The organism is Acidovorax sp. LjRoot38, assembly GCF_964252975.1.
Taxonomy (GTDB): domain Bacteria; phylum Pseudomonadota; class Gammaproteobacteria; order Burkholderiales; family Burkholderiaceae_C; genus Acidovorax; species Acidovorax facilis.
Genome location: NZ_CAXUPT020000003.1, coordinates 253,871 through 273,963 on the forward strand (window position 1 = coordinate 253,871; position 20,093 = coordinate 273,963).

The 20,093-nt window shown below is 65.8% G+C and carries 18 protein-coding genes; 6 read left to right on the plus strand and 12 right to left on the minus strand.

The window, feature by feature from the left end; translation table 11 throughout:
• Positions 1-121 precede the first annotated feature (121 nt).
• Together ACSQ22_RS06310 and ACSQ22_RS06315 are read left to right on the plus strand one after the other, a co-directional pair.
• Positions 122-757, plus strand: a complete 636-nt coding sequence (locus tag ACSQ22_RS06310) for a response regulator (RefSeq protein WP_055393190.1) — start codon at positions 122-124, stop codon at positions 755-757.
• Positions 744-2,618, plus strand: coding sequence for an ATP-binding response regulator (locus tag ACSQ22_RS06315; protein ID WP_055393188.1), 1,875 nt, complete (start codon positions 744-746; stop codon positions 2,616-2,618). Before ACSQ22_RS06310 ends, ACSQ22_RS06315 begins: the two co-directional genes overlap by 14 nt.
• Here ACSQ22_RS06315 and ACSQ22_RS06320 read toward each other — a convergent pair.
• From ACSQ22_RS06320 to ACSQ22_RS06350, 7 genes are all read right to left on the minus strand, one after another.
• A complete protein-coding gene (locus ACSQ22_RS06320) occupies positions 2,590-4,029 on the minus strand; it encodes a coniferyl aldehyde dehydrogenase (protein ID WP_436129771.1) in 1,440 nt (479 codons plus the stop codon). The genes ACSQ22_RS06315 and ACSQ22_RS06320 overlap by 29 nt on opposite strands.
• Positions 4,030-4,159: 130 nt before the next feature.
• Positions 4,160-4,516, minus strand: a complete 357-nt coding sequence (locus ACSQ22_RS06325; protein WP_436129772.1) for a hypothetical protein — start codon at positions 4,514-4,516, stop codon at positions 4,160-4,162.
• 66 nt (positions 4,517-4,582) lie between these two features.
• Positions 4,583-7,189, minus strand: a complete 2,607-nt coding sequence (clpB, locus tag ACSQ22_RS06330) for an ATP-dependent chaperone ClpB (RefSeq protein WP_436129773.1) — start codon at positions 7,187-7,189, stop codon at positions 4,583-4,585.
• Positions 7,190-7,412: 223 nt separating this feature from the next.
• Positions 7,413-7,745 (minus strand): collagen-like protein, encoded by a 333-nt coding sequence (locus ACSQ22_RS06335; RefSeq protein ID WP_436129774.1) that lies wholly within the window; start codon positions 7,743-7,745, stop codon positions 7,413-7,415.
• A gap of 300 nt (positions 7,746-8,045) precedes the next feature.
• Entirely contained in the window at positions 8,046-11,276 is a 3,231-nt protein-coding gene (locus ACSQ22_RS06340; RefSeq protein WP_436129775.1) for an IPTL-CTERM sorting domain-containing protein, read from the minus strand.
• 154 nt (positions 11,277-11,430) lie between these two features.
• Positions 11,431-11,907 carry a molybdenum cofactor biosynthesis protein MoaE gene (locus ACSQ22_RS06345; RefSeq protein ID WP_436129776.1) on the minus strand — a complete coding sequence of 159 codons (477 nt, stop codon included), beginning with the start codon at positions 11,905-11,907 and terminating at the stop codon, positions 11,431-11,433.
• Positions 11,908-11,955: 48 nt separating this feature from the next.
• Positions 11,956-12,186 (minus strand): hypothetical protein, encoded by a 231-nt coding sequence (locus tag ACSQ22_RS06350; RefSeq protein ID WP_055393176.1) that lies wholly within the window; start codon positions 12,184-12,186, stop codon positions 11,956-11,958.
• An 86-nt stretch (positions 12,187-12,272) separates the two neighbouring features.
• Between ACSQ22_RS06350 and ACSQ22_RS06355 the strand changes: the two genes are divergently transcribed.
• The 4 genes from ACSQ22_RS06355 to dapA all read left to right on the plus strand — a co-directional run bounded on the left by ACSQ22_RS06355 (position 12,273) and on the right by dapA (position 15,040).
• Positions 12,273-12,527, plus strand: coding sequence for a hypothetical protein (locus ACSQ22_RS06355; RefSeq protein WP_055393174.1), 255 nt, complete (start codon positions 12,273-12,275; stop codon positions 12,525-12,527).
• Positions 12,528-12,556: 29 nt separating this feature from the next.
• Entirely contained in the window at positions 12,557-13,468 is a 912-nt protein-coding gene (locus tag ACSQ22_RS06360; protein ID WP_436129777.1) for a hypothetical protein, read from the plus strand.
• 61 nt (positions 13,469-13,529) lie between these two features.
• On the plus strand, positions 13,530-13,889 hold the full coding sequence (locus ACSQ22_RS06365; protein WP_055393170.1) for a hypothetical protein: 360 nt from the start codon (positions 13,530-13,532) through the stop codon (positions 13,887-13,889).
• Positions 13,890-14,161: 272 nt separating this feature from the next.
• Positions 14,162-15,040: a 4-hydroxy-tetrahydrodipicolinate synthase gene (dapA, locus tag ACSQ22_RS06370; RefSeq protein ID WP_436129778.1), complete on the plus strand. Its 879-nt coding sequence runs from the start codon at positions 14,162-14,164 to the stop codon at positions 15,038-15,040.
• A 33-nt stretch (positions 15,041-15,073) separates the two neighbouring features.
• Here the strand turns inward: dapA and moaD are convergent, their stop codons facing one another.
• The 5 genes from moaD to ACSQ22_RS06395 all read right to left on the minus strand — a co-directional run bounded on the left by moaD (position 15,074) and on the right by ACSQ22_RS06395 (position 20,059).
• Complete coding sequence (moaD, locus tag ACSQ22_RS06375) at positions 15,074-15,325, minus strand: molybdopterin converting factor subunit 1 (RefSeq protein ID WP_055393166.1); 252 nt, start codon at positions 15,323-15,325, stop codon at positions 15,074-15,076.
• Positions 15,322-16,575 carry a molybdopterin molybdotransferase MoeA gene (locus ACSQ22_RS06380; RefSeq protein ID WP_436129779.1) on the minus strand — a complete coding sequence of 418 codons (1,254 nt, stop codon included), beginning with the start codon at positions 16,573-16,575 and terminating at the stop codon, positions 15,322-15,324. Before ACSQ22_RS06380 ends, moaD begins: the two co-directional genes overlap by 4 nt.
• The gene (gene mobB / locus ACSQ22_RS06385; RefSeq protein ID WP_436129780.1) at positions 16,572-17,141 is read right to left on the minus strand and encodes a molybdopterin-guanine dinucleotide biosynthesis protein B; all 570 of its coding nucleotides are present in this window, start codon (positions 17,139-17,141) and stop codon (positions 16,572-16,574) included. The genes ACSQ22_RS06380 and mobB overlap by 4 nt, the downstream gene beginning before the upstream one ends.
• A 144-nt stretch (positions 17,142-17,285) precedes the next feature.
• Positions 17,286-18,725, minus strand: coding sequence for a threonine synthase (gene thrC / locus ACSQ22_RS06390; RefSeq protein ID WP_121420734.1), 1,440 nt, complete (start codon positions 18,723-18,725; stop codon positions 17,286-17,288).
• Positions 18,725-20,059 (minus strand): homoserine dehydrogenase, encoded by a 1,335-nt coding sequence (locus ACSQ22_RS06395; protein WP_121420735.1) that lies wholly within the window; start codon positions 20,057-20,059, stop codon positions 18,725-18,727. The genes thrC and ACSQ22_RS06395 overlap by 1 nt, the downstream gene beginning before the upstream one ends.
• Positions 20,060-20,093: the final 34 nt, after the last annotated feature.

Below are 20,093 nucleotides of genomic sequence, written 5' to 3' on the forward strand. Positions count from 1 at the left end.
CCGCAACAGTGTGTTGTGCGCAATACTTGCTCATGACTTACGCAAAACAGAGCTCAGGCAAACGGTTCATCCCAAGGCAAGGCGGGTGTTGCACCTCGGTTTGCGCCGGGGCTGTTGCTGTATGACTGCCCGCCTTTTGCTGGTGGACGACCACAACCTGTTTCGCACCGGGCTGCGCCTGATCGTGCAGGACCACCCCCGCGTGGGCACGATTGCCGAGGCGGGCTCGATTGCCGAAGCCTGCGCACTGCAACTGGCCGATGCCGACCTGGTGCTGCTGGACATCCAGCTGCCCGGCATGAGCGGCCTGGATGGGCTGCGCCTGTTGCGCCAGGCCTGCCCCCGGGCGCGCATCGTGCTCGTTTCGGCCAGCGTGGCGCCCGATGCGATCCATGAAGCGCGCGCCCGTGGCGCCGATGGTTTCCTGCCCAAATCCGCCAGCGCCGAAGACATCCTGGAGGCCATTTCGTGCGCCTTGTCGGGGCAGCCGTGTTTTCCGATCAACAGCGGCAACAGCGCCACCACGCGCGGGCCGGACACGCCGTCGCTGACCGCTCGCCAGCTCGACGTGCTGTCGCTGCTGTGCACCGGCAAGCCCAACAAGGTCATAGCACGCGACCTGGGCCTGAGCGAAAACACCGTGCGTGTGCACGTGGCGGCCATCTTTGCGCAGCTGGGCGTCAACAGTCGCAGCGCCGCCTTGCTGGCGGCCCAGCGCCTCGGCCTGTCCACCCCCCAGCTCCATGACTCCCTCTGAGGCCCTGCCGGTGCAGCCGGATGCCGCCCAGCCCCCCACCCGCTGGGGGTGGCCGGCGTGGGAGCGCGATGAGGTGCTGCGCGAGCAGGTGGCCCTGCTGCGGCACAACTTTCCGATGACGCTGCTCGCGTCGCTGGCCACCGCGCTCGGCACGTTGTGGGTCATGGCGCGGGTGGCCGAGCCCCAGGCCATCACGGTGTGGCTGGTGTCCCACGCACTCGTGGTGGCCGGGGTGTACCTCACGCTGCGCAGCATTGCGCCTTTCACCGACCCGGCGCAGCAGGCGGCGCGCAAACTGATCGCCTGCATGTCCGCCATGGGACTGAGCTGGGGCAGCCTGGGGTATGTGGTGCTCTACTGGGGCACCCCCGAAAGTGTCATCTACGCCATCGGCATCATCAGCACAGTGTCGTCGGGCGCACTCGGGCTGGGGGCCCCGCTGTACCGCGCCTATGTCACCTACCTCACCTGTGCCATCGGCGGCGTGATGATGGCGGTGGCGCTGGCTGGCGGGCCTGTGATGTGGCCCGCGCTGTTTCTCACCGGTGTCTACTACGCGCTCACGGGCATGCAGGCGCGCACCGCCGACCGGGCCACACGGCGCAGCATTGCGCTCAAGCTGGAAAACGACCGGCTTGTGAACCAGCTGCGCGCCGAATCGCAACGCGCCCTCGCGGCCCAGGAGGCCGCCGAGAAGGCCGACCGCGACAAATCCCGTTTCCTGGCCGCTGCCAGCCACGACCTGCGCCAGCCCTTGCACGCGATGGGCCTGTTCCTCGAATCGCTGCAGCGCAGCCCGCTCAACGACCACCAGCTCACCGTGCTGGGGCATGCCCATGCCGCCTCGGGCGCGGCGGCCGAGATGCTGACCACCCTGCTCGACTATTCGCGGCTGGAAGCCGGTGTGGTGAAGGTGCGGCCCGATGCCTTTGCCGTGCAGCCGCTGCTGACGGCGCTGGAGCAGGAGTTCGGCGTACAGGCCGACACGGCGGGGCTGGTGTACCGCACACGGGAGACTTCGGCAGCGGCCTTTGCCGACCGCTCGCTGGTCGGGCTGGTCATGCACAACTTCATCTCCAACGCGCTGCGCTACACGGCCAAAGGCGGTGTGCTGATTGCGTGCCGCACGCGCGGCAAGCGCCTGGCGCTGGAGGTCTGGGACACGGGGCCGGGCATCCCCCGGAGCCAGTGGGACAACATCTTCAAGGAGTTCCACCAGCTCGGAAACCCCGAGCGCGACCGCCGCAAAGGTCTGGGGCTGGGGCTGGCCATCGTGCAGCGACTTGCGCGCGAGATGAACACCTCGGTCGAGGTGCTGTCGCAGCCGGGGCGGGGTTCGGTGTTCCGGCTGTGGCTTGACCGCTGGCAGGGTGCACTGGAGGACGACACCGCGCCTGCGCCCGATACCGTCAGCCTCGTGGGCCTGAAGGTGCTGGCCATTGACGACGATGAGGCCGTGCGCCTCGGCATGCAATCGCTGCTGCACAGCTGGGGCTGCCAGTGCATCACCGCCGAGTCGAGCGCCGATGCGCTCGAATGCCTGGAAGACATCACACCCGACATCATCATCACGGACTTCCGCCTGCGCCACGAAGAGACCGGCAAGCAGGTGCTGCAGGCCCTGCGCGCCTACCTGGGCACCAGCGTGCCCGCCATCATCATGACGGGGGATACGTCACCCCAGCGCCTGCGCGATGCGCAGTCCACCTCGGCCCTGCTCCTGCACAAGCCGGTGTCCACCGGCCAGCTGCGCGATGCCATGGTGCAGCTCATCACCCAGCCGCAGCCCGTGCCACCGGACAGCATGCCGCAGGACGACGACGAGGGGACGGCTACAACCAGCGCCGCAGCATCCCCATGACCTGGTCAAACCGGGCGCCATAGGGCGGGTAGAACAGCGAGCCCATGGACCAGCGCGACTGCACCAGCACCGACTTCTGGTGGCAAAAACGCAGGAAGCCTTGCTCGCCGTGGTAGGCGCCCCAGCCACTGTCACCCACACCGCCAAAGGGCAAGTTGTCGTGCGCAATGTGCATCAGCGTGTCGTTCACCGTCACGCCGCCGCTCACGGTACGGCGCAGCACATCGTCGCGCACGGCCTCGCTCTGGCCAAACCAGTACAGCGCCAGCGGGCGCGGCCCGGCATTGATGTGGGCGATGGCATCGTCCAGCCGTTCGTAAGAGATCACGGGCAGGATGGGGCCAAAAATCTCTTCCTGCATGAGCTGCATCTGCGACGTAGCGCCAAACACCAGCGTGGGCAGCATCTGGCGGCTGGCGCCGTCGCCCAGGGTGCCCACCGTGTTCACAACGGGCTTGCCAGCAGCGGGGTCAATGGTCTGCACTTCGGCCCCCTGCGTCTGTGCCTGCTGCAGCATGGTGCGCAGGCGGGCGTGGTGGCGCGGCGTGATGATGGACGCGTAGTCAGCGTTGCCCTCGATGGTGGGGAACAGCCGCGCTACCGCGGCCCGGTAGGCCTGCGCAAACTCGCCCTCGCGGCCGCGCGGCAGCAGCACATAGTCGGGAGCAATGCAGGTTTGCCCCGCATTGAGCAGCTTGCCGTGCGCAATCTTGAGCGCCGCATCCGCCATGTCGCAGTGGCCGTCGATGATGCAGGGCGACTTGCCACCCAGCTCCAGCGTGGTGGGTGTCAGGTTCTGCGCCGCCGCCTGGGCCACCTTGCGGCCCACGGCGGTCGAGCCGGTAAACACCAGATGATCGAACGGCAGGGAGGCAAACAGGGCCGACAGGTTGGCATCGCCCTGCACCACACAGAACTCGTCAGGTGAAAAAAACTGGGCCACCAGCAACGCCAGCTGGGCCGAGGTGTGGGGTGTCAGCTCGCTGGGCTTGAGCATCACGCGGTTGCCCGCCGCCAGCGCCGTGATGGCGGGCGCCAGGGCCAGCTGCACTGGGTAGTTCCACGGTGCAATCACGCCCACAACGCCCAGCGGCTGGCGCTGGATGTGCGCACTGGCGGGCTGCAGGAAGATGGGCGTGCGAACCTTGCGGGGCTTCATCCACCTGGCCAGGTGGCTCAGCGTGTGCGACAGCAGGGTGCGCAGCACAAAGAAGTCGGCCACTTCGGTCAGGCGTGGCGAGCGCATGCCAAAGTCGGCCTGCACGGCTGCCGCCAGCACCGGGCCATGCTCATTGAGCATCTTGGAGATGCGCAGCAGCCGCTCGCGGCGCACCAGCAGTGGCACATCCACATGCGCTCGGCTGGCCTGGCGTTGAAGATCGAAATGGGCGTGGATATCGGCGGGTGTCATGGTTGGATCATAGAAGACACCCCGACAGGCGCGTCACGAAAAAAGCAGAGGCGACACCGGTGCAGGCTCCCTGTGGCTCCGCGCTGGATGGGGCATGGTACGGGGCAGCGCCCGGTCAGGAGCGCCCCCTTCAGCGCACTTCGCGCGCCTCGACGTCGGTGACCTCTGCGGCGCCAGGCAGGATGCCACCTCGGCGCGATGCTGCGGTCTCTTCGCTGGCGTCAGGCGCCGCTGGCGCGGCGCCACGGCGGCCCGAGGACCAGCGCTCGGTAGAGCGAAACACCGTGCTGAAGCCCGTGCGCGGGTCCATGCGCATGACCCACGGGGTCACGGGGCGGCCAGTCAGGCGAGCCCAGCCCGCGCGCAACGCCCAGACCAGCGCGAGCACCATCACCGCCACCAGCAGGCTGGCAAACAGCACCAAGCCCATGGCGATGACCACTACCCGCACAAAAAGGCGCACAACGCCCGCAACAAAATCATTCAAACGTCACCTCTCCTTCACATCTGGGAACAGGGAAAAAGGGGTTACCCCCTTCTCCCCTGGTCCCGATCAACCCTGCGGCGCGGCGCTGAACTGGAACACCCCCGGTTCCAGTACCGGGTTCACGCTCACAGCGATCACGCTCTTGGGCGGGAACTGTCCCTCCAAGAGCAGCTTGGACAGCGGGTTCTCAATGCGCTGCTGGATCGCCCGCTTGAGCGGCCGCGCACCAAACACCGGGTCGAACCCCACCTTGGCCAATTCTGCCAAGGCAGCATCGGACACCTGCAACTCCAAATCCATCTTCGCCAGCCGGGTTTGCAGCAGTTGCAGCTGGATCTTGGCGATGGAGGCGATGTGCTGCGCATCGAGCGCGTGGAACACCACGGTCTCGTCGATGCGGTTCAAAAACTCGGGCCGGAAGTGGTTCTTGAGCTCGCCCCACACTGCTTCCTTGATGTCGTCAGAGTCCTGCCCCACCATGGCCTGGATCAGGTGCGAGCCGATGTTGCTCGTCATCACAATCACCGTGTTCTTGAAGTCCACCGTGCGGCCCTGACCGTCCGTCAGACGGCCATCGTCCAGCACCTGCAGCAGCACGTTGAACACGTCGGGGTGCGCTTTCTCCACCTCGTCGAGCAGCAGCACGCTGTAGGGCTTGCGGCGCACGGCCTCGGTCAGGTAGCCGCCCTCTTCATAGCCCACATAGCCGGGCGGCGCACCGATCAGGCGGGCCACGGAGTGCTTTTCCATGAACTCGCTCATGTCGATGCGGATCAGGTGGTCCTCGCTGTCAAACAGGAAGCCCGCCAGCGCCTTGCACAGCTCGGTCTTGCCCACGCCCGTGGGGCCGAGGAACAGGAACGAGCCCGTGGGCCGGTTGGGGTCGGACAGGCCCGAGCGCGAGCGGCGGATGGCGTTGGCCACCGCAGCAATCGCCTCTTGCTGGCCCACCACACGCTCGTGCAGCTTGGTTTCCATCTGCAAGAGCTTGTCCTTCTCGCCCTGCATCATCTTGGCCACGGGGATGCCCGTGGCACGGCTCACCACCTCGGCGATTTCTTCGGCACCGACTTGTGTGCGCAACAGGCGGCGCGTGGCAGGGGCGCCGTCCTTGCCCGCCTCTTGCGCCTGCGCTTCTTTCAGCTGCTTTTCCAGCTCGGGCAGCTTGCCGTACTGCAGCTCGGCCACCTTGTTGAAGTCGCCCTTGCGGGTGAATTCCTCGATCTGGAACTTGAGCTTGTCGATGGCCTCGCGCACATGGGCGCTGCCCTGTGCCTGGGCCTTTTCAGACTGCCAGATTTCATCGTAGTCGGCGATTTCCTTTTGCAGCTTGCCGATCTCTTCTTCAATCAACGCAAAACGCTTTTGAGAGGACTCGTCCTTCTCGCGCCGCACGGCTTCGCGTTCGATCTGCAGCTGGATCAGTCGGCGGTCGAGCTTGTCCATGACCTCGGGCTTGGAGTCCATCTCGATCTTGATCTTGGACGCTGCCTCGTCGATCAGGTCGATCGCCTTGTCGGGCAAAAACCGGTCGGTGATGTAGCGGTGGCTCAGCTCAGCCGCGGCCACGATCGCCGGGTCGGTGATGTCCACGCCATGGTGCACTTCGTACTTTTCCTGCAGGCCGCGCAGGATGGCAATGGTGGCTTCCACCGTGGGCTCGCCCACCAGGATCTTCTGGAAGCGGCGCTCCAGCGCAGCGTCCTTTTCGATGTATTTGCGGTACTCGTCCAGCGTGGTCGCGCCCACGCAATGCAGCTCGCCGCGCGCCAGGGCGGGCTTGAGCATGTTGCCCGCATCCATCGCGCCTTCGCCCTTGCCCGCGCCCACCATGGTGTGCAACTCGTCGATGAAGACGATGGTCTGGCCTTCGTCCTTGGCCAGCTCGTTCAGCACGCTTTTGAGGCGCTCTTCAAACTCGCCGCGGAACTTGGCGCCTGCGAGCAACGCAGCCATGTCGAGCGACAGCACGCGCTTGCCCTTGAGGCTCTCGGGCACCTCTCCCGCCACAATGCGCTGGGCCAGGCCTTCAACGATGGCGGTCTTGCCCACGCCGGGCTCGCCGATGAGCACGGGGTTGTTCTTGGTGCGGCGCTGCAGCACCTGGATGGCGCGGCGGATTTCATCGTCGCGCCCGATCACGGGGTCGAGCTTGCCCATGCGCGCGCGCTCGGTCAGGTCCAGGCAGTATTTGGCCAGCGCGCCACGCTGGCCTTCGGCCTCGGCGCTGTCCATCTTCTGGCCGCCGCGCACGGCCTCAATCGCAGCCTCCAGGCTCTTGCGCGTGAGGCCGTTGTCCTTGGCGATCTTGGCGGCTTCGCCCTTGCTATCGATCACGGCCAGCAAAAACAGCTCGCTGGCAATGAACTGGTCGCCGCGCTTGATGGCCTCTTTCTCCGTCGCTTGCAGCACGCGGCCCAGCTCGGGGCCGCCCTGCACCTGGTCGTTGCCCTGTACCTGGGGCAGACGCTTGACGGCGGCTTCCGCCGCTGCCAGCAGGCCGGGCACGTTGGCGCCCGCACGCTGCAGCAGCGCCTTGGGTCCGTCGTCCTGCTTGAGCATGGCCACGAGCATGTGCACGGGCTCGATGTAGGCGTGGTCGTTGCCCAGCGCAATGCTCTGTGCATCGCTCAGGGCTTCCTGGAACTTGGTGGTGAATTTGTCGAGACGCATGGTGGATGTCCTCCGAATTGCGCTGCACTTGGGGCAAATCTTCTGGAATTTCAAGACGACGCCCCAGCGCAGGCCTTGCGCCAGATCAATCTTCGCCCAGGCGCCCTGATGCCTTGAACCGATTCATTTGATCACCGCCGGCTCAGACCGCCTGCGCTGAGCCCGCAAAGCAAAAAAGCGCAGGCGGAATACCGCCTGCGCTTTTTTCAGGGTCCGCGAGAAATTACTTGGCGGGAACGACGATCACGGTATCGCCCTTTTTGCCATCGGCTCCCGTATCGCCCGTGGCACCGGTACCGCCAGTGGAACCCTTGGCACCGTCATAACCTGGAGCACCCGAAGAACCGGTGGCGCCAGTGGCACCCGTTTCGCCCGCAGGACCGGGAACGGCCACCGTGGCACCGGTCGAGCCGGTTGCGCCCGTAGCGCCAGCAGGGCCTGCCGGGCCCGGGACCACGACCACGGGGGCAGTAGCGGGAGGGGTCACAACCGTTTTCTCGCAAGCGGCAAGACCAAAAGTAACGATAAGTGCAGCGAGCAGCAGGGATTTTTTCATGGGAAGCCTTGTAGGAGATGAAGCGCACGCGAAGATGAAACTGTGCGGAGAGTTTCTTTCTGGCTGCAACTGTGGCGTTCAACAGTCACTGCCAGCGGTAGCGCTAATTTATCGATGCCCCCCCTGCCGCCTTGTAGGACGGCCCGACGACTGCTTGTGGTTCCTGGCGATGCCTCACCGCAACCCAGTGAGCCGACGAAGTCCTGGTGCAGCCGAAACCTTCCATCCGCCCCATGCACAATCACTACAAAATTTATAGCTGCTAGCGCTTTACCAATAAGCGCTAGCAGCCAATTTTGCTCAAAATCTTGTTTGAGCCACCGCTCCAACAAACCGCGCAGACGTGCGTCGGCCGCCCCGCAACGCCAGCAGCCCCAGCAGCGCGGCCAGCCCACCCAGGCCCCAGGTCGACAGGGTGGGGATGGCCGCCGGGCTGGGCGCCAGCAGCACGGGGACCACCGGGTCGTTGATGGTGCCGTCCTGCGCGCCAAAGCTGTTGTCGCCCCAGCCACCGTCCGTCACGTCGTAGGTCACGGTGTTGCCGCTGATCTGCAGGTTCACGGGGTCGTAGTAGCGGCTGGACAAGGGGCTGTCGGGTGTGGGGCCGTACTTCTTCACCGTGAAGCCCGTGAGGTCTGGAAAGGTCACCGCCACACGCACCTTCTCACCCGGCTGGCAGTTGATGAGCCGCAGGCGGAACGCCCCGTGCGGCAAAGTGGCGCCGGGGTACGGCGCCGGTGCCGCCACCGGGCCGGTGCCCGCCAGGTCCAGCTGGCAACCCGCGCTGCCATCCACCACGCCCACGTTGACCGGCCCCGACCCGGTGTTCGTGGGTGTGGGCAGGGTTTCAAAACGCGCCTGCACAGTGCAAGCGGCCGTCACCGCTGCCGTGGTGTAGGTGCTGCCCGCCAGCGTGCCGCCGCAGCCCGTGACGGCCGAAATGCGGTAGCCCGCAGCGGGCGTGACGGTGAAGGCGCCCGTTTGGCCTTCGGCCACGTTGACGGCCCCAGCCGGACTGATGCTGCCGCCAGCCCCCGCTGTGGCGGTGACCGTGTGCAGGGCGGGTTGACTCCGTTCCACGGTGACGGTGTAGGTGCGCCGGGCCACGCCGTTCTCAGCCACCACGTCCACCTGGATGACATTGGCACCGACCGCCAGCGGCAGCGGCGCAGTCGTCATTCCGCTGGTCACCACCACACCGTTGACCGTGATGGACGCCCCGGCCTGGGCCGCCACCGGTGTCAGCGACAGCTGGGCCACCCCATGGGGCACCGTGGCGGTATACGCCGTCACGCCACCGGCAAATGCCGGGCTGAGCGCCCCCTGCGACAACGCCAGCGACGCGAGCGCGGCAATGGGGGATGGCGAGGCATTCACCAGCACGGTGATGCCCCCCAGACCATTGGCGATGGCAATGTCCAACAGGCCGTCCCTGTTGAAGTCGGCAACCACCATCTGCTCGGGCGTGCCGCCCACAAACCGCAGGAGCGGCGCACCCAGCCCACCGGGGGCACCCTGGCCACGCACGATGGCAAGCTCGCCCGAAGCTGCGTCAGCGGCCACCAGATCGGGCCCGCCATCGCCATCAAAGTCAGAGGCGGCAAGAACGCTGGCAGAGATTCCCGCGCCGTAGGTGCCGACCATGCTCAGCGCCTGCCCGGGCGCGGCAGCCAACGAGGCAATCTGCACTCCTGCGGAGGCAAACACCCCTGCCCGGCCCGTCTGGCTCCAACCGGCAATCGCGCTCAGGGCGCCTACGCCCGCCGGCACATAGACGGGATCGCCCGGATACGAGGCTGAGGACAGCGAGGTGCCCACGGTGCCCACGGACGTTGCGGCCACGATGTCGGCACGGCCGTCCTGGTCGACATCCAGCGGGGCAAACCCCTTCACGTCATCCCACGACGCCACATCCAACATTTCGATGGAGCCCTGCGGGCTCACGCCGACCCACTGGATGCCTTCGTAAACACCTGCCGTCTCTGGCGCCCACACGGCCGCGTACGCGGGGTAGCCAGCCCCCCGGAAATTGCCAATCACCACTGACCGCGGGGCCAGGCCAATGAAGGACCGCTGCCCGGCCACCGTGAAGGTGCCCCGGCCATTGCCGAGGAAGACCATGATCGTCTTGTCAACCTCGTTCACCGCGGCCAGGTCCACATGCCCGTCCCCATTGAGATCGCCAGCAGCCACGGATCCCGCGCCCGCACCGGCATCAAGCCGGGTGCTTAATTCAAATCCACCAGCACCATCGCCACGCATGATCCAGACAGCATCATCGTCACGGTGCGTCACGGCGACGTCGGCGCGCCCGTCTTCATCAAAATCGGCCACGGCTATCGCCTGGGTGTAACGCTCTGGGATTCCGTAGGCACGTGCTGCAGCGAATCGGCCCGCGCCGTCTCCCTGCAGGTTGGCCAGGTAGCCACGCTGGTCGTCCAGTACGACGATGTCTGGATGCCCGTCGCCACTGAAGTCCGCCACTGCCGGGGGGCTGGCAGATTCGCCCACCGGGTATTCCAGCCCCTGGGCACTGAATCCGCCGCCGGCAAGGCCCGGCACAACCACCACCGTGCCGCTAAAGCGGGACAGCACCACGTCGGCCCGGCCATCGCCCGTGGCGTCCACGATCTGCCCGCCGCTGAAGCGCCCAAAGGCAGGGCCCACCCCTCTGCGCGAAAAGCCACCCTGCCCATCTCCGAGCAGGAGGACAGGGCTGGCGGAGGTGTTCTGCACAAGTGCCAGGATGTCCAGGTGGCCGTCGCCATTGGCATCCCCTGCAGCCACAAACGGGACGTACTCGTCACCGGTCACGCGCTGGGCCGCCGCAAAACCGCCCGCGCCATTGCCCAGCAGCAAAAACACACCGTCGCCCGACCCCGCAACAATGTCCACATGACCGTCCTCGTTCCAGTCGCCCGAAACAACATGGCGCCCTGCAACACCCAAACCGATGTCAGTGCGGGGGCGACCGTCAAACCGCCCGTCACCATCACCCCACAAGACGGAGACGCCTTTTTGCGCCCCGGAAAAGACGGCAATGGCCAGGTCGAGCCGCCCGTCACCGTCGAAATCCGCCACTGTCAGATCGCGCGGATTGAGCCCCGCACCAAAAGTGACCGGAGCAGACAAACCACCGCTGCCATCCCCCAGGTGAATCGTGGCGGTTCCGTTGTTGAAGCTGGTCACGGCAACATCCAGATGCCCGTCACCATTGAAATCCGCCGCCGCCACGCCATAGGGAGCAGAGCCCACGCTGAATGCTCCCGCCTCGGAAAAACCTGCAACCCCGCCTGTGTTGAGCAGGATCTTGACGGTACTGCCCAGGCGATCCACCACCACGAGGTCGGGCCGGCCGTCTTCATTGAGGTCTCCCGTCGCCATCTCACTGGGAAGCCCACCCAGGCGCAAACTGGTCGCGGCCCCGAAAGCCAGATCAGCACGGGCCTGCCCAGAGACCGCCAGGCACAAACCGACGACGGCCAGGCTCAGCCTCCACGCGCGCCACAGCGCTCGTGCTACAGATTTCATGAAGAATTCCTCCCTGTTCAGGCCCTATCTGGGCAGGAGGCGATTCTCGAAATGGACGTGGCTGCGCACAAGTCCAAACATTGCATGGATGTGAATGCCGTGCCTGGCAGGATGCGTATCCGCAACGCCGCAGGGCGCCCGCTGCAGCGACTGACTAGGCGTTGTTCGCCACAATGCCCCAGCGCGCCAGCGCCGCGTCGTCAGACACGCGGGCATCCACCCAGCGCGCGCCCTGGGCGGTTTCTTCCTTCTTCCAGAAAGGCGCCTGGGTCTTGAGGTAGTCCATCAAGAACTCGCAGGCCTGAAAACTCTGGCCCCGGTGGGCACTGGACACCGCCACCAGCACGATCTGGTCGAGCGGCTGCAGCAGGCCCACGCGGTGGATCACGCGGGCGCCAAAAATATCGAAGCGCCGAAAGGCCTCGTCCACCATGGCTTCGATGGATTTTTCGGTCATGCCGGGGTAGTGCTCCAGCTCCATGGACGACACCTGGTCGCCTTCGTTGCGATCCCGCACTGTGCCCACAAAGCTGCACACTGCGCCGATGCCTTTGTTTTCGCGGCGCAGCGCAGCGACTTCGGTGGACAGGTCGAAGTCCTCGGTCTGGATGGAAACGCGGGGCAGGGTCATGGCAAAAAACTCTCTACGGGGCGTGTGGAAGTCAGACAAAAAGAGTCTTCAGGGCGAGCGGTGCAACCGGGGCGCGGCCAGCAGGGCACGCTCTTCTTCCACCACCTTGTTCAACTGCGCCAGTGCGGGCGACGGAGGCAACTGGGCCAGCAGGGTCTGCAGGCGCGTGACGTCACCGACGGTGGGCGCGACCTTGATCTGTGCGATGGCGGCGGGCAGGTTGCCGCCCCGGACCAGCGCCAGCACCTTGGCGGGCCATTCACTTTTGTTGCGTGCCATAAATAGGTCAAAAGGTTTGTCTGTACGATTCGCCCGCACTGTACCCGCACTTGCTCGCACTACAGCCTCCACCGCAACTTAAGCCCATGGCCACACAAACGATTCAGACCGCTCACTACAAGCTCTACCCGTCCCCGCGCAATACGGTCCGCAACGTGTTCGAGCACCAGGTGTTCGTGCCCCACCCCTACGCCCTCATCGACCTGGATGTGATGGAGCTGGCGGGCAAAACCACCCTGTTTGGCGCCTGCCGCCTGTCGGACATGAAAATGGGCCAGGTGGTGACCTTTGAGCTGGCGTCCGACCAGGCCAAGTTCGAGCGCCTGTTCACGCCGGACTGAATCAGCAACCCTGCACCGCAACACGCCCCATGGACCTGCAAGAATCCTTCGAGGCGCTCGACTCCCGAGCCCCGGACACCTATGCCCAGGCCGTAGAGGCCTATTGCGACGGCATTTTGCGGCTGCACTGGAACGAGCGCCTCATCAACAAGATCTTTGGCCGAGCGCTGCAGTCGCATGCGGCGGGGCGGCTGGTGGTGCAGCACTACCAATGGCAATTGCGGGGGGCACCCCGGCCCACGCTGGCACTGCTCCAGCGGCGCATGCCCGGGGGTGCGCGCACGCTGGCCACGTTCTTTGCGGTGCTGCGCCTTGCGGGCATGGTGGCGGTGGACATTGACCCCGGCGACCGCCGGGTGCGCTACCTGGTGCCCACCCCCCGGCTGCTGGACGGCCTGCGCACCTGGGTGCGGCACCACCTGCACTGCGCCGAGGCCCTGGGCGCCCTGCCCCCAGGCCATGCACAGCGGCTGGACAGCGATACGGACTACTTTGCCGCCTTTCTGGCCGGGGCCGACCACATCCTGGATCGCCTGGCCGAAACCCGGGGCCGGTTTGGCGGCTGGGACTGGTTTGACCAGCGCGACGGCGGTGGCCGCATTGCCATGCTGCTGTTGCGCGAACACTGCCGGGTGCACCGCCCTGGAGAAGAAGGGTCCACGCCGTTTCCCCTGCGGGCCAGCGAGCTTGCGCAGCGCCTGGGTTTTTCGCACTCGCATGTGCGCAACCTGGTCAATGAAGCCACAGCGCAGGGCCACCTCACCCAGGACGCGCCCCGGGGCCTCGTCGCGCTCACACCCCGCTTTCAGGCGGAGCTGCAAATCTGGCTGCAGCACCTGCTGGGCTGGTTTGCAGAGACAGCGGCCATGGCGCAGCACCACCTGCAAGCCCGCTCACAAGCACCCACGCACAATAAGGCCGCTGGTGTGCACAACCCCTGACTGCACCGCTCTGGCGGGCTTTTTTTACTGCCCCCGAACCGCGCCCACCACCCAACAAGCCATGTACGACGACAACCAGATCCACGTGCCGCCCTCCTTCATGGCGGTGTACACCGACACCCGAGGGCGCCTGACGGAAAAGGCGGACGGCGTGCGCGCCCGCTACGAACTGTGCGAAGACCTGGCAGGCCACCTGGTGGAGCACGCGCAGACGCTGTACCACGTGCAGGCGCCTTCCGAGACCGAGATCCTGCAGCGCATCCACGCGGGGCTGTGCACGGCCGAATCTGGCGTGGCGGTGGCCGAAGCGACATGGATCGTCACCCGGCTGGCCGAGCTGCTGGTGTGGCAATGCCCCGTGCTGGTTCCGCCGCAGCCTGAATCTGCAGCCGACGCGGCCCAGCCACCGCAGGCAGGCTGACCAACTTTGGGACACGGTGGGCGCTTGGCTATACTGCGGCCCATGTCCACGCACACCCCCTTTGCCATGACCGCCGCACTTGCGGTGGCGTTGCAGTGCGTGGGCAAAACCAAAAAACCAGAGCTCATCTGACCGGAGCTGTGGTTCCGTCCGGATGAGCGACGGAACCACCTGGTAGAGAAATTTCCTTTTCTCGTTTCACTCCCCGGCATTCCGCGCGCGCTCCCTCCGGACGGTTCTTCCCCTGGTCGAACCCTGAAAGGACGCTTCGCATGTCTGCCACCGATACCGCTACCTCCCACCAGCCGCTGTTCAGCGGGCTCTGGATCGCCTTGGTCACACCGTTCAAGGACGGCGCCGTGGACCACCCGGCCCTTGCCGCCCTCACCACCCGGCTGCGTGCCGACGGCGTTGCGGGCTTCGTTGCCTGCGGCTCGACCGGTGAGGCCGCAGCCCTCGACAAGGCCGAGCAACTGCAGGTACTGGAGACCGTGCTCAGCGCCGCCCAGGGTTTGCCCGTGGTGATGGGCGTATCGGGCTACCACCAGGGCCAGGTGCTGGAACAGGTGCGGACCCTTGCACACTACCCGGTTGCAGGTCTGCTGGTGTCCGCCCCGCACTACATCCGCCCCTCGCAGGAGGGCCTGCTGCACTGGTTCCGCACCCTGGCCGACGCCAGCGCGGTGCCCCTGCTGATCTACGACATTCCGTACCGCACGGGCGCCACGCTCACCACCCAGACGCTGCTGGCGCTGGCGGCGCATCCGCGCATAGAGGCCATCAAGGACTGCGGCGGCAACACGGCCAAGACGCAGGCCCTGATCGCCGATGGACGGCTGCAGGTGCTGACCGGTGAAGACGCGCAGATCTTCCATACGCTGGCCCTCGGCGGTGCAGGCGCCATCTCTGCCTGTGCACACTGGCAGACGCCGCGTTTTGTGGAGTTGATGGCATTGCTGCGCCTGGGGGACCTGCCCGCAGCCCGCCACTTGTGGCAGGCCTTGCAACCCTGGGTGGAAGCGTGTTTTGCAGAGCCCAACCCTGCCCCGCTCAAGGCCATGCTGGCGCATGCAGGGTGGATGCGCAGCGAACTGCGCGCGCCGATGATGCCGGCCTCGAAGGCGCTGCAGGATCGTTTGAAGGCGCTTTGAGGTGACTTGCCAGAGCGCGCGAGAGCGCCCGGGCTAACCGCCCGTCACCGGCGGGAAAAACGCCACCTCGGCCCCATCGGCCAGGGTGGCGGATTCATCGCTCAAGGTCTGGTTGAGTGCCATGCGCACGGCCCGGCCACGCGCGAGGCTGCTGGCATGGGCGCCGCCGCGTGCAATGAGCTCATCGCGCAACGCACCCAGCGTGGTGGCAGCGGTATCGACCGCCTCGCTGCCTTGCCCAATGGCCTCGCGGATGGAGGCAAAGTAGCGCACGGTGACCGTCATGACAAAAGCTCCGAAAAGGCAATGAACCGCACCGTGTCGCCGGATGCAATCGTCTGGCCCGCCGGGTTGTCCACCACACCATCACCCCAGGCGGCCGAAGTGAGCACGCCCGAACTCTGGTTGTGAAACAGATCCAGCCCACCTGCCGCGTTGTGGCGCACGCGCAGAAACTCGCGGCGTTTATCGGCCTTGGGCCAGGCAAAATCAGCGCGAGCAGCTATGGGTTGAGGAGCAACGTCCACCACACCCTGCAGCCGCAGCACAAACGGGCGCACCAGCAGCGCAAAGGTCAGAAAGCTCGACACCGGGTTGCCGGGCAGGCCCATGAAGTGGGCGGCACCACCGTCACGCGGGATCTGGCCATAGGCAAACGGTTTCCCGGGCTTCATGGCGATCTGCCACAGGTCGAGCGTGCCCAGCGACTCGACGGCGGGCTTGATGTGGTCTTCCTCGCCCACGCTCACGCCGCCGCTGGTGAGGATGAGATCGTGCGCTGCGCTCGCGCTACGCAGGGCGTCGATGGTCGCGTCGCGCCGGTCGGGCACGATGCCAAAGTCCGTCACCTCGCAGCCCAGGCGCAGCAGCATGGCGCGCAGGAAAAAGCGGTTGCTGTTGTAAATGGCACCAGGGCGCATTTGCTCAGGCGGCACCTCGCCGGGCATGACCAGTTCATCGCCCGTGGAGAACAGCGCCACGCGGGGGCGACGGGCCACCTGCAGTTCGTGCAAGCCGATGCTGGCGGCCAGGCCCAGCCCGGCCGGGGTCAGGCGTGTGCCCGCTGCCAGCACCACGGCCCCCCGGGTGATGTCCTCGCCCGCGCGGCGGATCCACTGGCCCTGTGGGGGCACGGCGTTGATGCGCACCTGGCCCAGGCCGTCACCCGTGGCGAGGGCTTCGCAGTCTTCCTGCATCAGGATGGCATCCGCCCCCTCGGGCACGGGCGCGCCGGTGAAGATGCGGGCGGCGGTGCCTGGCAGGAGCGGATCACCCGCACTGCCCGCAGCAATGCGCTGCGAAACAGGCAAGGTGATCGGCAGCGCTACACCCACGGCCGCCACATCGGCGCAGCGCACGGCGTAGCCGTCCATGGAGCTGTTGTCCTGCGGCGGCACCTGCAGGGCCGAAACACAGTTTTGCGCCAGCACGCGGCCGTCCGCGTCAAACGTGGTAACCGTCTCAGCCTCTGGCAACGGCGTGGCCCTGGCCAACAGGTCGGCCAGCGCCTCGTCAAGCGGCTTCAGGGGCTTCATTGGGGGGCGCATGGCACCAGGCCTCCATGCAGATCCCAGTTGTACTCAAAGCGGTGTTCGTATTGGAGCAGCCAGTCCACCACCTGCGCCGGGCTGTTGAGGTCCAGCAGGGGCAACTGGGTGGGCACAGGCAGGCCCTGCAGTGCATCGGTGGCCACGGCGACCACAAAATCGTCTTCGGGGTAGCGCACGGGCTTGGCCACCTGGCCGGGTTCGGGGGCACGCCAGACCTCGATCTTGAGCAGGTCGCTGTCCTTGAAGCCCTCCACCAGCACCCAGTCCACGCCCTGGTACAGCTCGGCCAGCAGGTGGTGCACGCTGAGCGTGGCGGGCTGCTCGAACTCGCGGACCAGCATCAGGCGCTTGTCCGATGCGGCCACCACCTCAAAGGCCCCTGCCTCGCGGTGGCGGTAGGTGTCCTTGCCCGGGTGGTCGATGTCGAAACTATGGTGGGCATGTTTGACCACCGACACGCGCAACCCCCGCAGCCGCAGCTCGGGGATCAACTGCTCGACCAGCGTGGTCTTGCCACTGCCGGAAAAACCGGCAAAACCGACAACCTTCATCCACTGCTCCTTGGTTAGCTATTGTATTTATAGCTGCTAACGCTTACCAGACAAGCGCCAGGGGCATTTTTAGTTCAAACCCAGCATCCTGAGCCGCTCCCGCATCCGCATCCGCAGCGACAGAGCGGCTACGGATTGCCCACCCTAGAGGGCGGGCGTGCAGTGGCGCTCGATGTATTGCTTGACCAACTGCACGTTGGCCGGCATCACCTGCACGCGCTTGGGCAGGTCTTCGATACCCGCGAACTTGGCGGGCCGCTCGGGCGCATGGCCCAGGGCTTCGACGATGGTCTCGGCAAACTTGATGGGCAGCGCGGTCTCCAGCACGATCATGGGCACCTTGGGGTCCTGGTGGTGTTCGCGCGCCACCTTCACGCCGTCGGCCGTGTGGGTGTCGATGGTGACGCCGTGGCGCTCGAAGTTGTCCTTGATGGTGGCCAGGCGGTCGGCGTGCGTACTCTTGCCGCTTTCAAAACCGTATTTGGTGGCGGCATCGGCAAACAGCGGTTCGGCGCTCAAGTCAAACCGGCCATAGGCGGGCAGCGCTTTGGCAAACAACGCGTTCGTGCGCTGGCCGTTGCGGCCCAGCAGGTCAAAGATGAACCGCTCGAAATTGCTGGCCTTGCTGATGTCCATCGAGGGGCTCGATGTCTCGTGCGTGTCGGCTGCGGCGCGCACGCGGTAGGCGCCGGTGCGGAAGAACTCGTCGAGCACGTCGTTCTCGTTCGTGGCCACCACCAGCTTGTCAATGGGCAGGCCCATCATGCGCGCCACATGGCCCGCACACACGTTGCCAAAGTTGCCGCTGGGCACCGTGAAGCTGACCTTCTGGTCGTTGGTCTCGGTGGCCTGGATGTAGCCCGCGAAGTAGTACACCACCTGCGCCAGCAGGCGCGCCCAGTTGATGGAGTTGACGGTGCCAATCTTGTACTTGCGCTTGAAGGCCAGGTCGTTGCTGACGGCCTTGACGATGTCCTGGCAGTCGTCGAACACGCCTTCGATGGCGATGTTGTGGATGTTCTCGTCCTGCAGGCTGAACATTTGCGCCTGCTGGAACGCGCTCATTCGGCCGTGCGGGCTGGTCATGAAGACGCGCACGCCCTTTTTGCCGCGCATGGCGTACTCGGCCGCGCTGCCGGTGTCGCCGCTGGTGGCGCCCAGGATGTTGAGTTCTTCACCGCGGCGGTTCAGTTCGTATTCGAACAGGTTGCCCAGCAATTGCATCGCCATGTCCTTGAAGGCCAGCGTGGGGCCGTTGGACAGGGCTTCGAGCCACAGGCCGTCTTCGAGGTGGCGCAGGGGCACGATCTCGCCCGTGCCAAACACCTCGGCGGTGTACGTCTTGGCGCACAGGGCCTTCAGGTCAGCGGCGGGGATGTCATCGATGTAGAGCGACAGGATCTGAAACGCCAGCTCGGCGTAGCCTTGCTCGTGGTAAGCCTTGCGCAGCTTTGTCAGCATCGCGTCGCTGACCTGCGGGTAGTGCTCGGGCAGGTACAGGCCGCCATCGGGCGCCAGGCCTTCGAGCAGGATGTCGCAGAAATGCTTGCGGTCGGCGTGGCCGCGTGTGGAGATGTACAGCATCAGTTCAGTTCCTCCTTGCGGATGCGCGTGATGGGCGCCAGCACCGTGGGCAGGGCCTGCATCTGGGCGATCACGGCGTCCATGGTGCCTTCGCGGGTGTCGTGGGTCAGGATGATCAGGTCCGTTTGCGTAGATCCTTCACCACCCACTTCGTCAGCCTCACGCTGCAGTACTGCGTCGATGCTCACACCGGCCTCGGCCAACAGGCCGGTGACCTTGGCCAGCACACCGGCCTGGTCGGCCACGCGCAGGCGCAGGTAGTAGCTGGTGACCACTTCGCTCATCGGCAGCACGGGCAGCGTGTCCATGGCATCGGCCAGCGTGTTGGCCTGGAAGGCCAGGTGCGGCACGCGGTGCTCGGGGTCGGCCGTGTGCAGGCGCGCAATGTCCACCAGGTCGGCAATCACGGCGCTGGCGGTGGGCTCGCTGCCCGCACCCTTGCCGTAGTACAGCGTGGTGCCCACGGCGTCGCCCTGCACCACCACGGCATTCATGGCACCTTCGACGTTGGCGATCAGGCGCTTGGAGGGCACGAGGCTCGGGTGAACGCGCAGTTCGATGCCCTTGTCCGCGCGCTTGGTGATGCCCAGCAGCTTGATGCGGTAGCCCAGTTGCTCGGCGTACTTGATGTCGGCCGCGCCGAGCTTGGTGATGCCTTCGACATAGGCCTTGTCAAACTGCACGGGGATGCCAAACGCAATGGCACTCATCAGCGTGACCTTGTGTGCGGCGTCCACGCCTTCGATGTCGAAGGTGGGGTCGGCCTCGGCGTAGCCCAGGCGCTGTGCTTCCTTGAGCACCACATCAAAGTCCAGCCCCTTGCTGCGCATCTCGGACAGGATGAAATTGGTGGTGCCGTTGATGATGCCGGCGATCCACTGGATGCGGTTGGCGGTGAGGCCTTCGCGCAGCGCCTTGATGATGGGGATGCCCCCCGCCACGGCCGCCTCAAAGGCCACCATCACGCCCTTGGCCGATGCAGCCGCGAAGATCTCGGTGCCGTGCACGGCCAGCAGCGCCTTGTTGGCGGTGACCACGTGCTTGCCAGCGGCGATGGCTTCGAGCACGAGCGCGCGGGCGATGCCATAGCCACCAATCAGTTCGATGACGATGTCGATGTCAGGGTTGGCAATGATGGCGCGGGCGTCGTTGACGACCTGGATGTCAGCACCCACTACCGCTTTGGCGCGCTCCACGTCCAGGTCGGCCACCATGGTGATCTCAATGCCACGGCCAGCGCGGCGGCTGATCTCGTCCTGGTTGCGCGCGAGCACGTTGAACACGCCGCTGCCGACGGTGCCGATGCCCAGAAGGCCTACTTGGATGGGTTTCATGGGATTTTTATCAGTCAAAATGGGCTCTGGCGCT

Coding starts and splice junctions, on each gene's coding strand:
- ACSQ22_RS06365 (WP_055393170.1), top strand. CDS start 13,530: ATGTACGACGACAACCAGATCCACGTGCCGCCCTCCTTCATGGCGGTG.
- ACSQ22_RS06335 (WP_436129774.1), bottom strand. CDS start 7,745: ATGAAAAAATCCCTGCTGCTCGCTGCACTTATCGTTACTTTTGGTCTT.
- ACSQ22_RS06320 (WP_436129771.1), bottom strand. CDS start 4,029: ATGACACCCGCCGATATCCACGCCCATTTCGATCTTCAACGCCAGGCC.
- mobB (WP_436129780.1), bottom strand. CDS start 17,141: ATGAAGGTTGTCGGTTTTGCCGGTTTTTCCGGCAGTGGCAAGACCACG.
- dapA (WP_436129778.1), top strand. CDS start 14,162: ATGTCTGCCACCGATACCGCTACCTCCCACCAGCCGCTGTTCAGCGGG.
- ACSQ22_RS06360 (WP_436129777.1), top strand. CDS start 12,557: ATGGACCTGCAAGAATCCTTCGAGGCGCTCGACTCCCGAGCCCCGGAC.
- clpB (WP_436129773.1), bottom strand. CDS start 7,189: ATGCGTCTCGACAAATTCACCACCAAGTTCCAGGAAGCCCTGAGCGAT.
- ACSQ22_RS06380 (WP_436129779.1), bottom strand. CDS start 16,575: ATGAAGCCCCTGAAGCCGCTTGACGAGGCGCTGGCCGACCTGTTGGCC.
- ACSQ22_RS06395 (WP_121420735.1), bottom strand. CDS start 20,059: ATGAAACCCATCCAAGTAGGCCTTCTGGGCATCGGCACCGTCGGCAGC.
- moaD (WP_055393166.1), bottom strand. CDS start 15,325: ATGACGGTCACCGTGCGCTACTTTGCCTCCATCCGCGAGGCCATTGGG.
- ACSQ22_RS06340 (WP_436129775.1), bottom strand. CDS start 11,276: ATGAAATCTGTAGCACGAGCGCTGTGGCGCGCGTGGAGGCTGAGCCTG.
- ACSQ22_RS06310 (WP_055393190.1), top strand. CDS start 122: ATGACTGCCCGCCTTTTGCTGGTGGACGACCACAACCTGTTTCGCACC.
- thrC (WP_121420734.1), bottom strand. CDS start 18,725: ATGCTGTACATCTCCACACGCGGCCACGCCGACCGCAAGCATTTCTGC.
- ACSQ22_RS06355 (WP_055393174.1), top strand. CDS start 12,273: ATGGCCACACAAACGATTCAGACCGCTCACTACAAGCTCTACCCGTCC.
- ACSQ22_RS06345 (WP_436129776.1), bottom strand. CDS start 11,907: ATGACCCTGCCCCGCGTTTCCATCCAGACCGAGGACTTCGACCTGTCC.
- ACSQ22_RS06350 (WP_055393176.1), bottom strand. CDS start 12,186: ATGGCACGCAACAAAAGTGAATGGCCCGCCAAGGTGCTGGCGCTGGTC.
- ACSQ22_RS06315 (WP_055393188.1), top strand. CDS start 744: ATGACTCCCTCTGAGGCCCTGCCGGTGCAGCCGGATGCCGCCCAGCCC.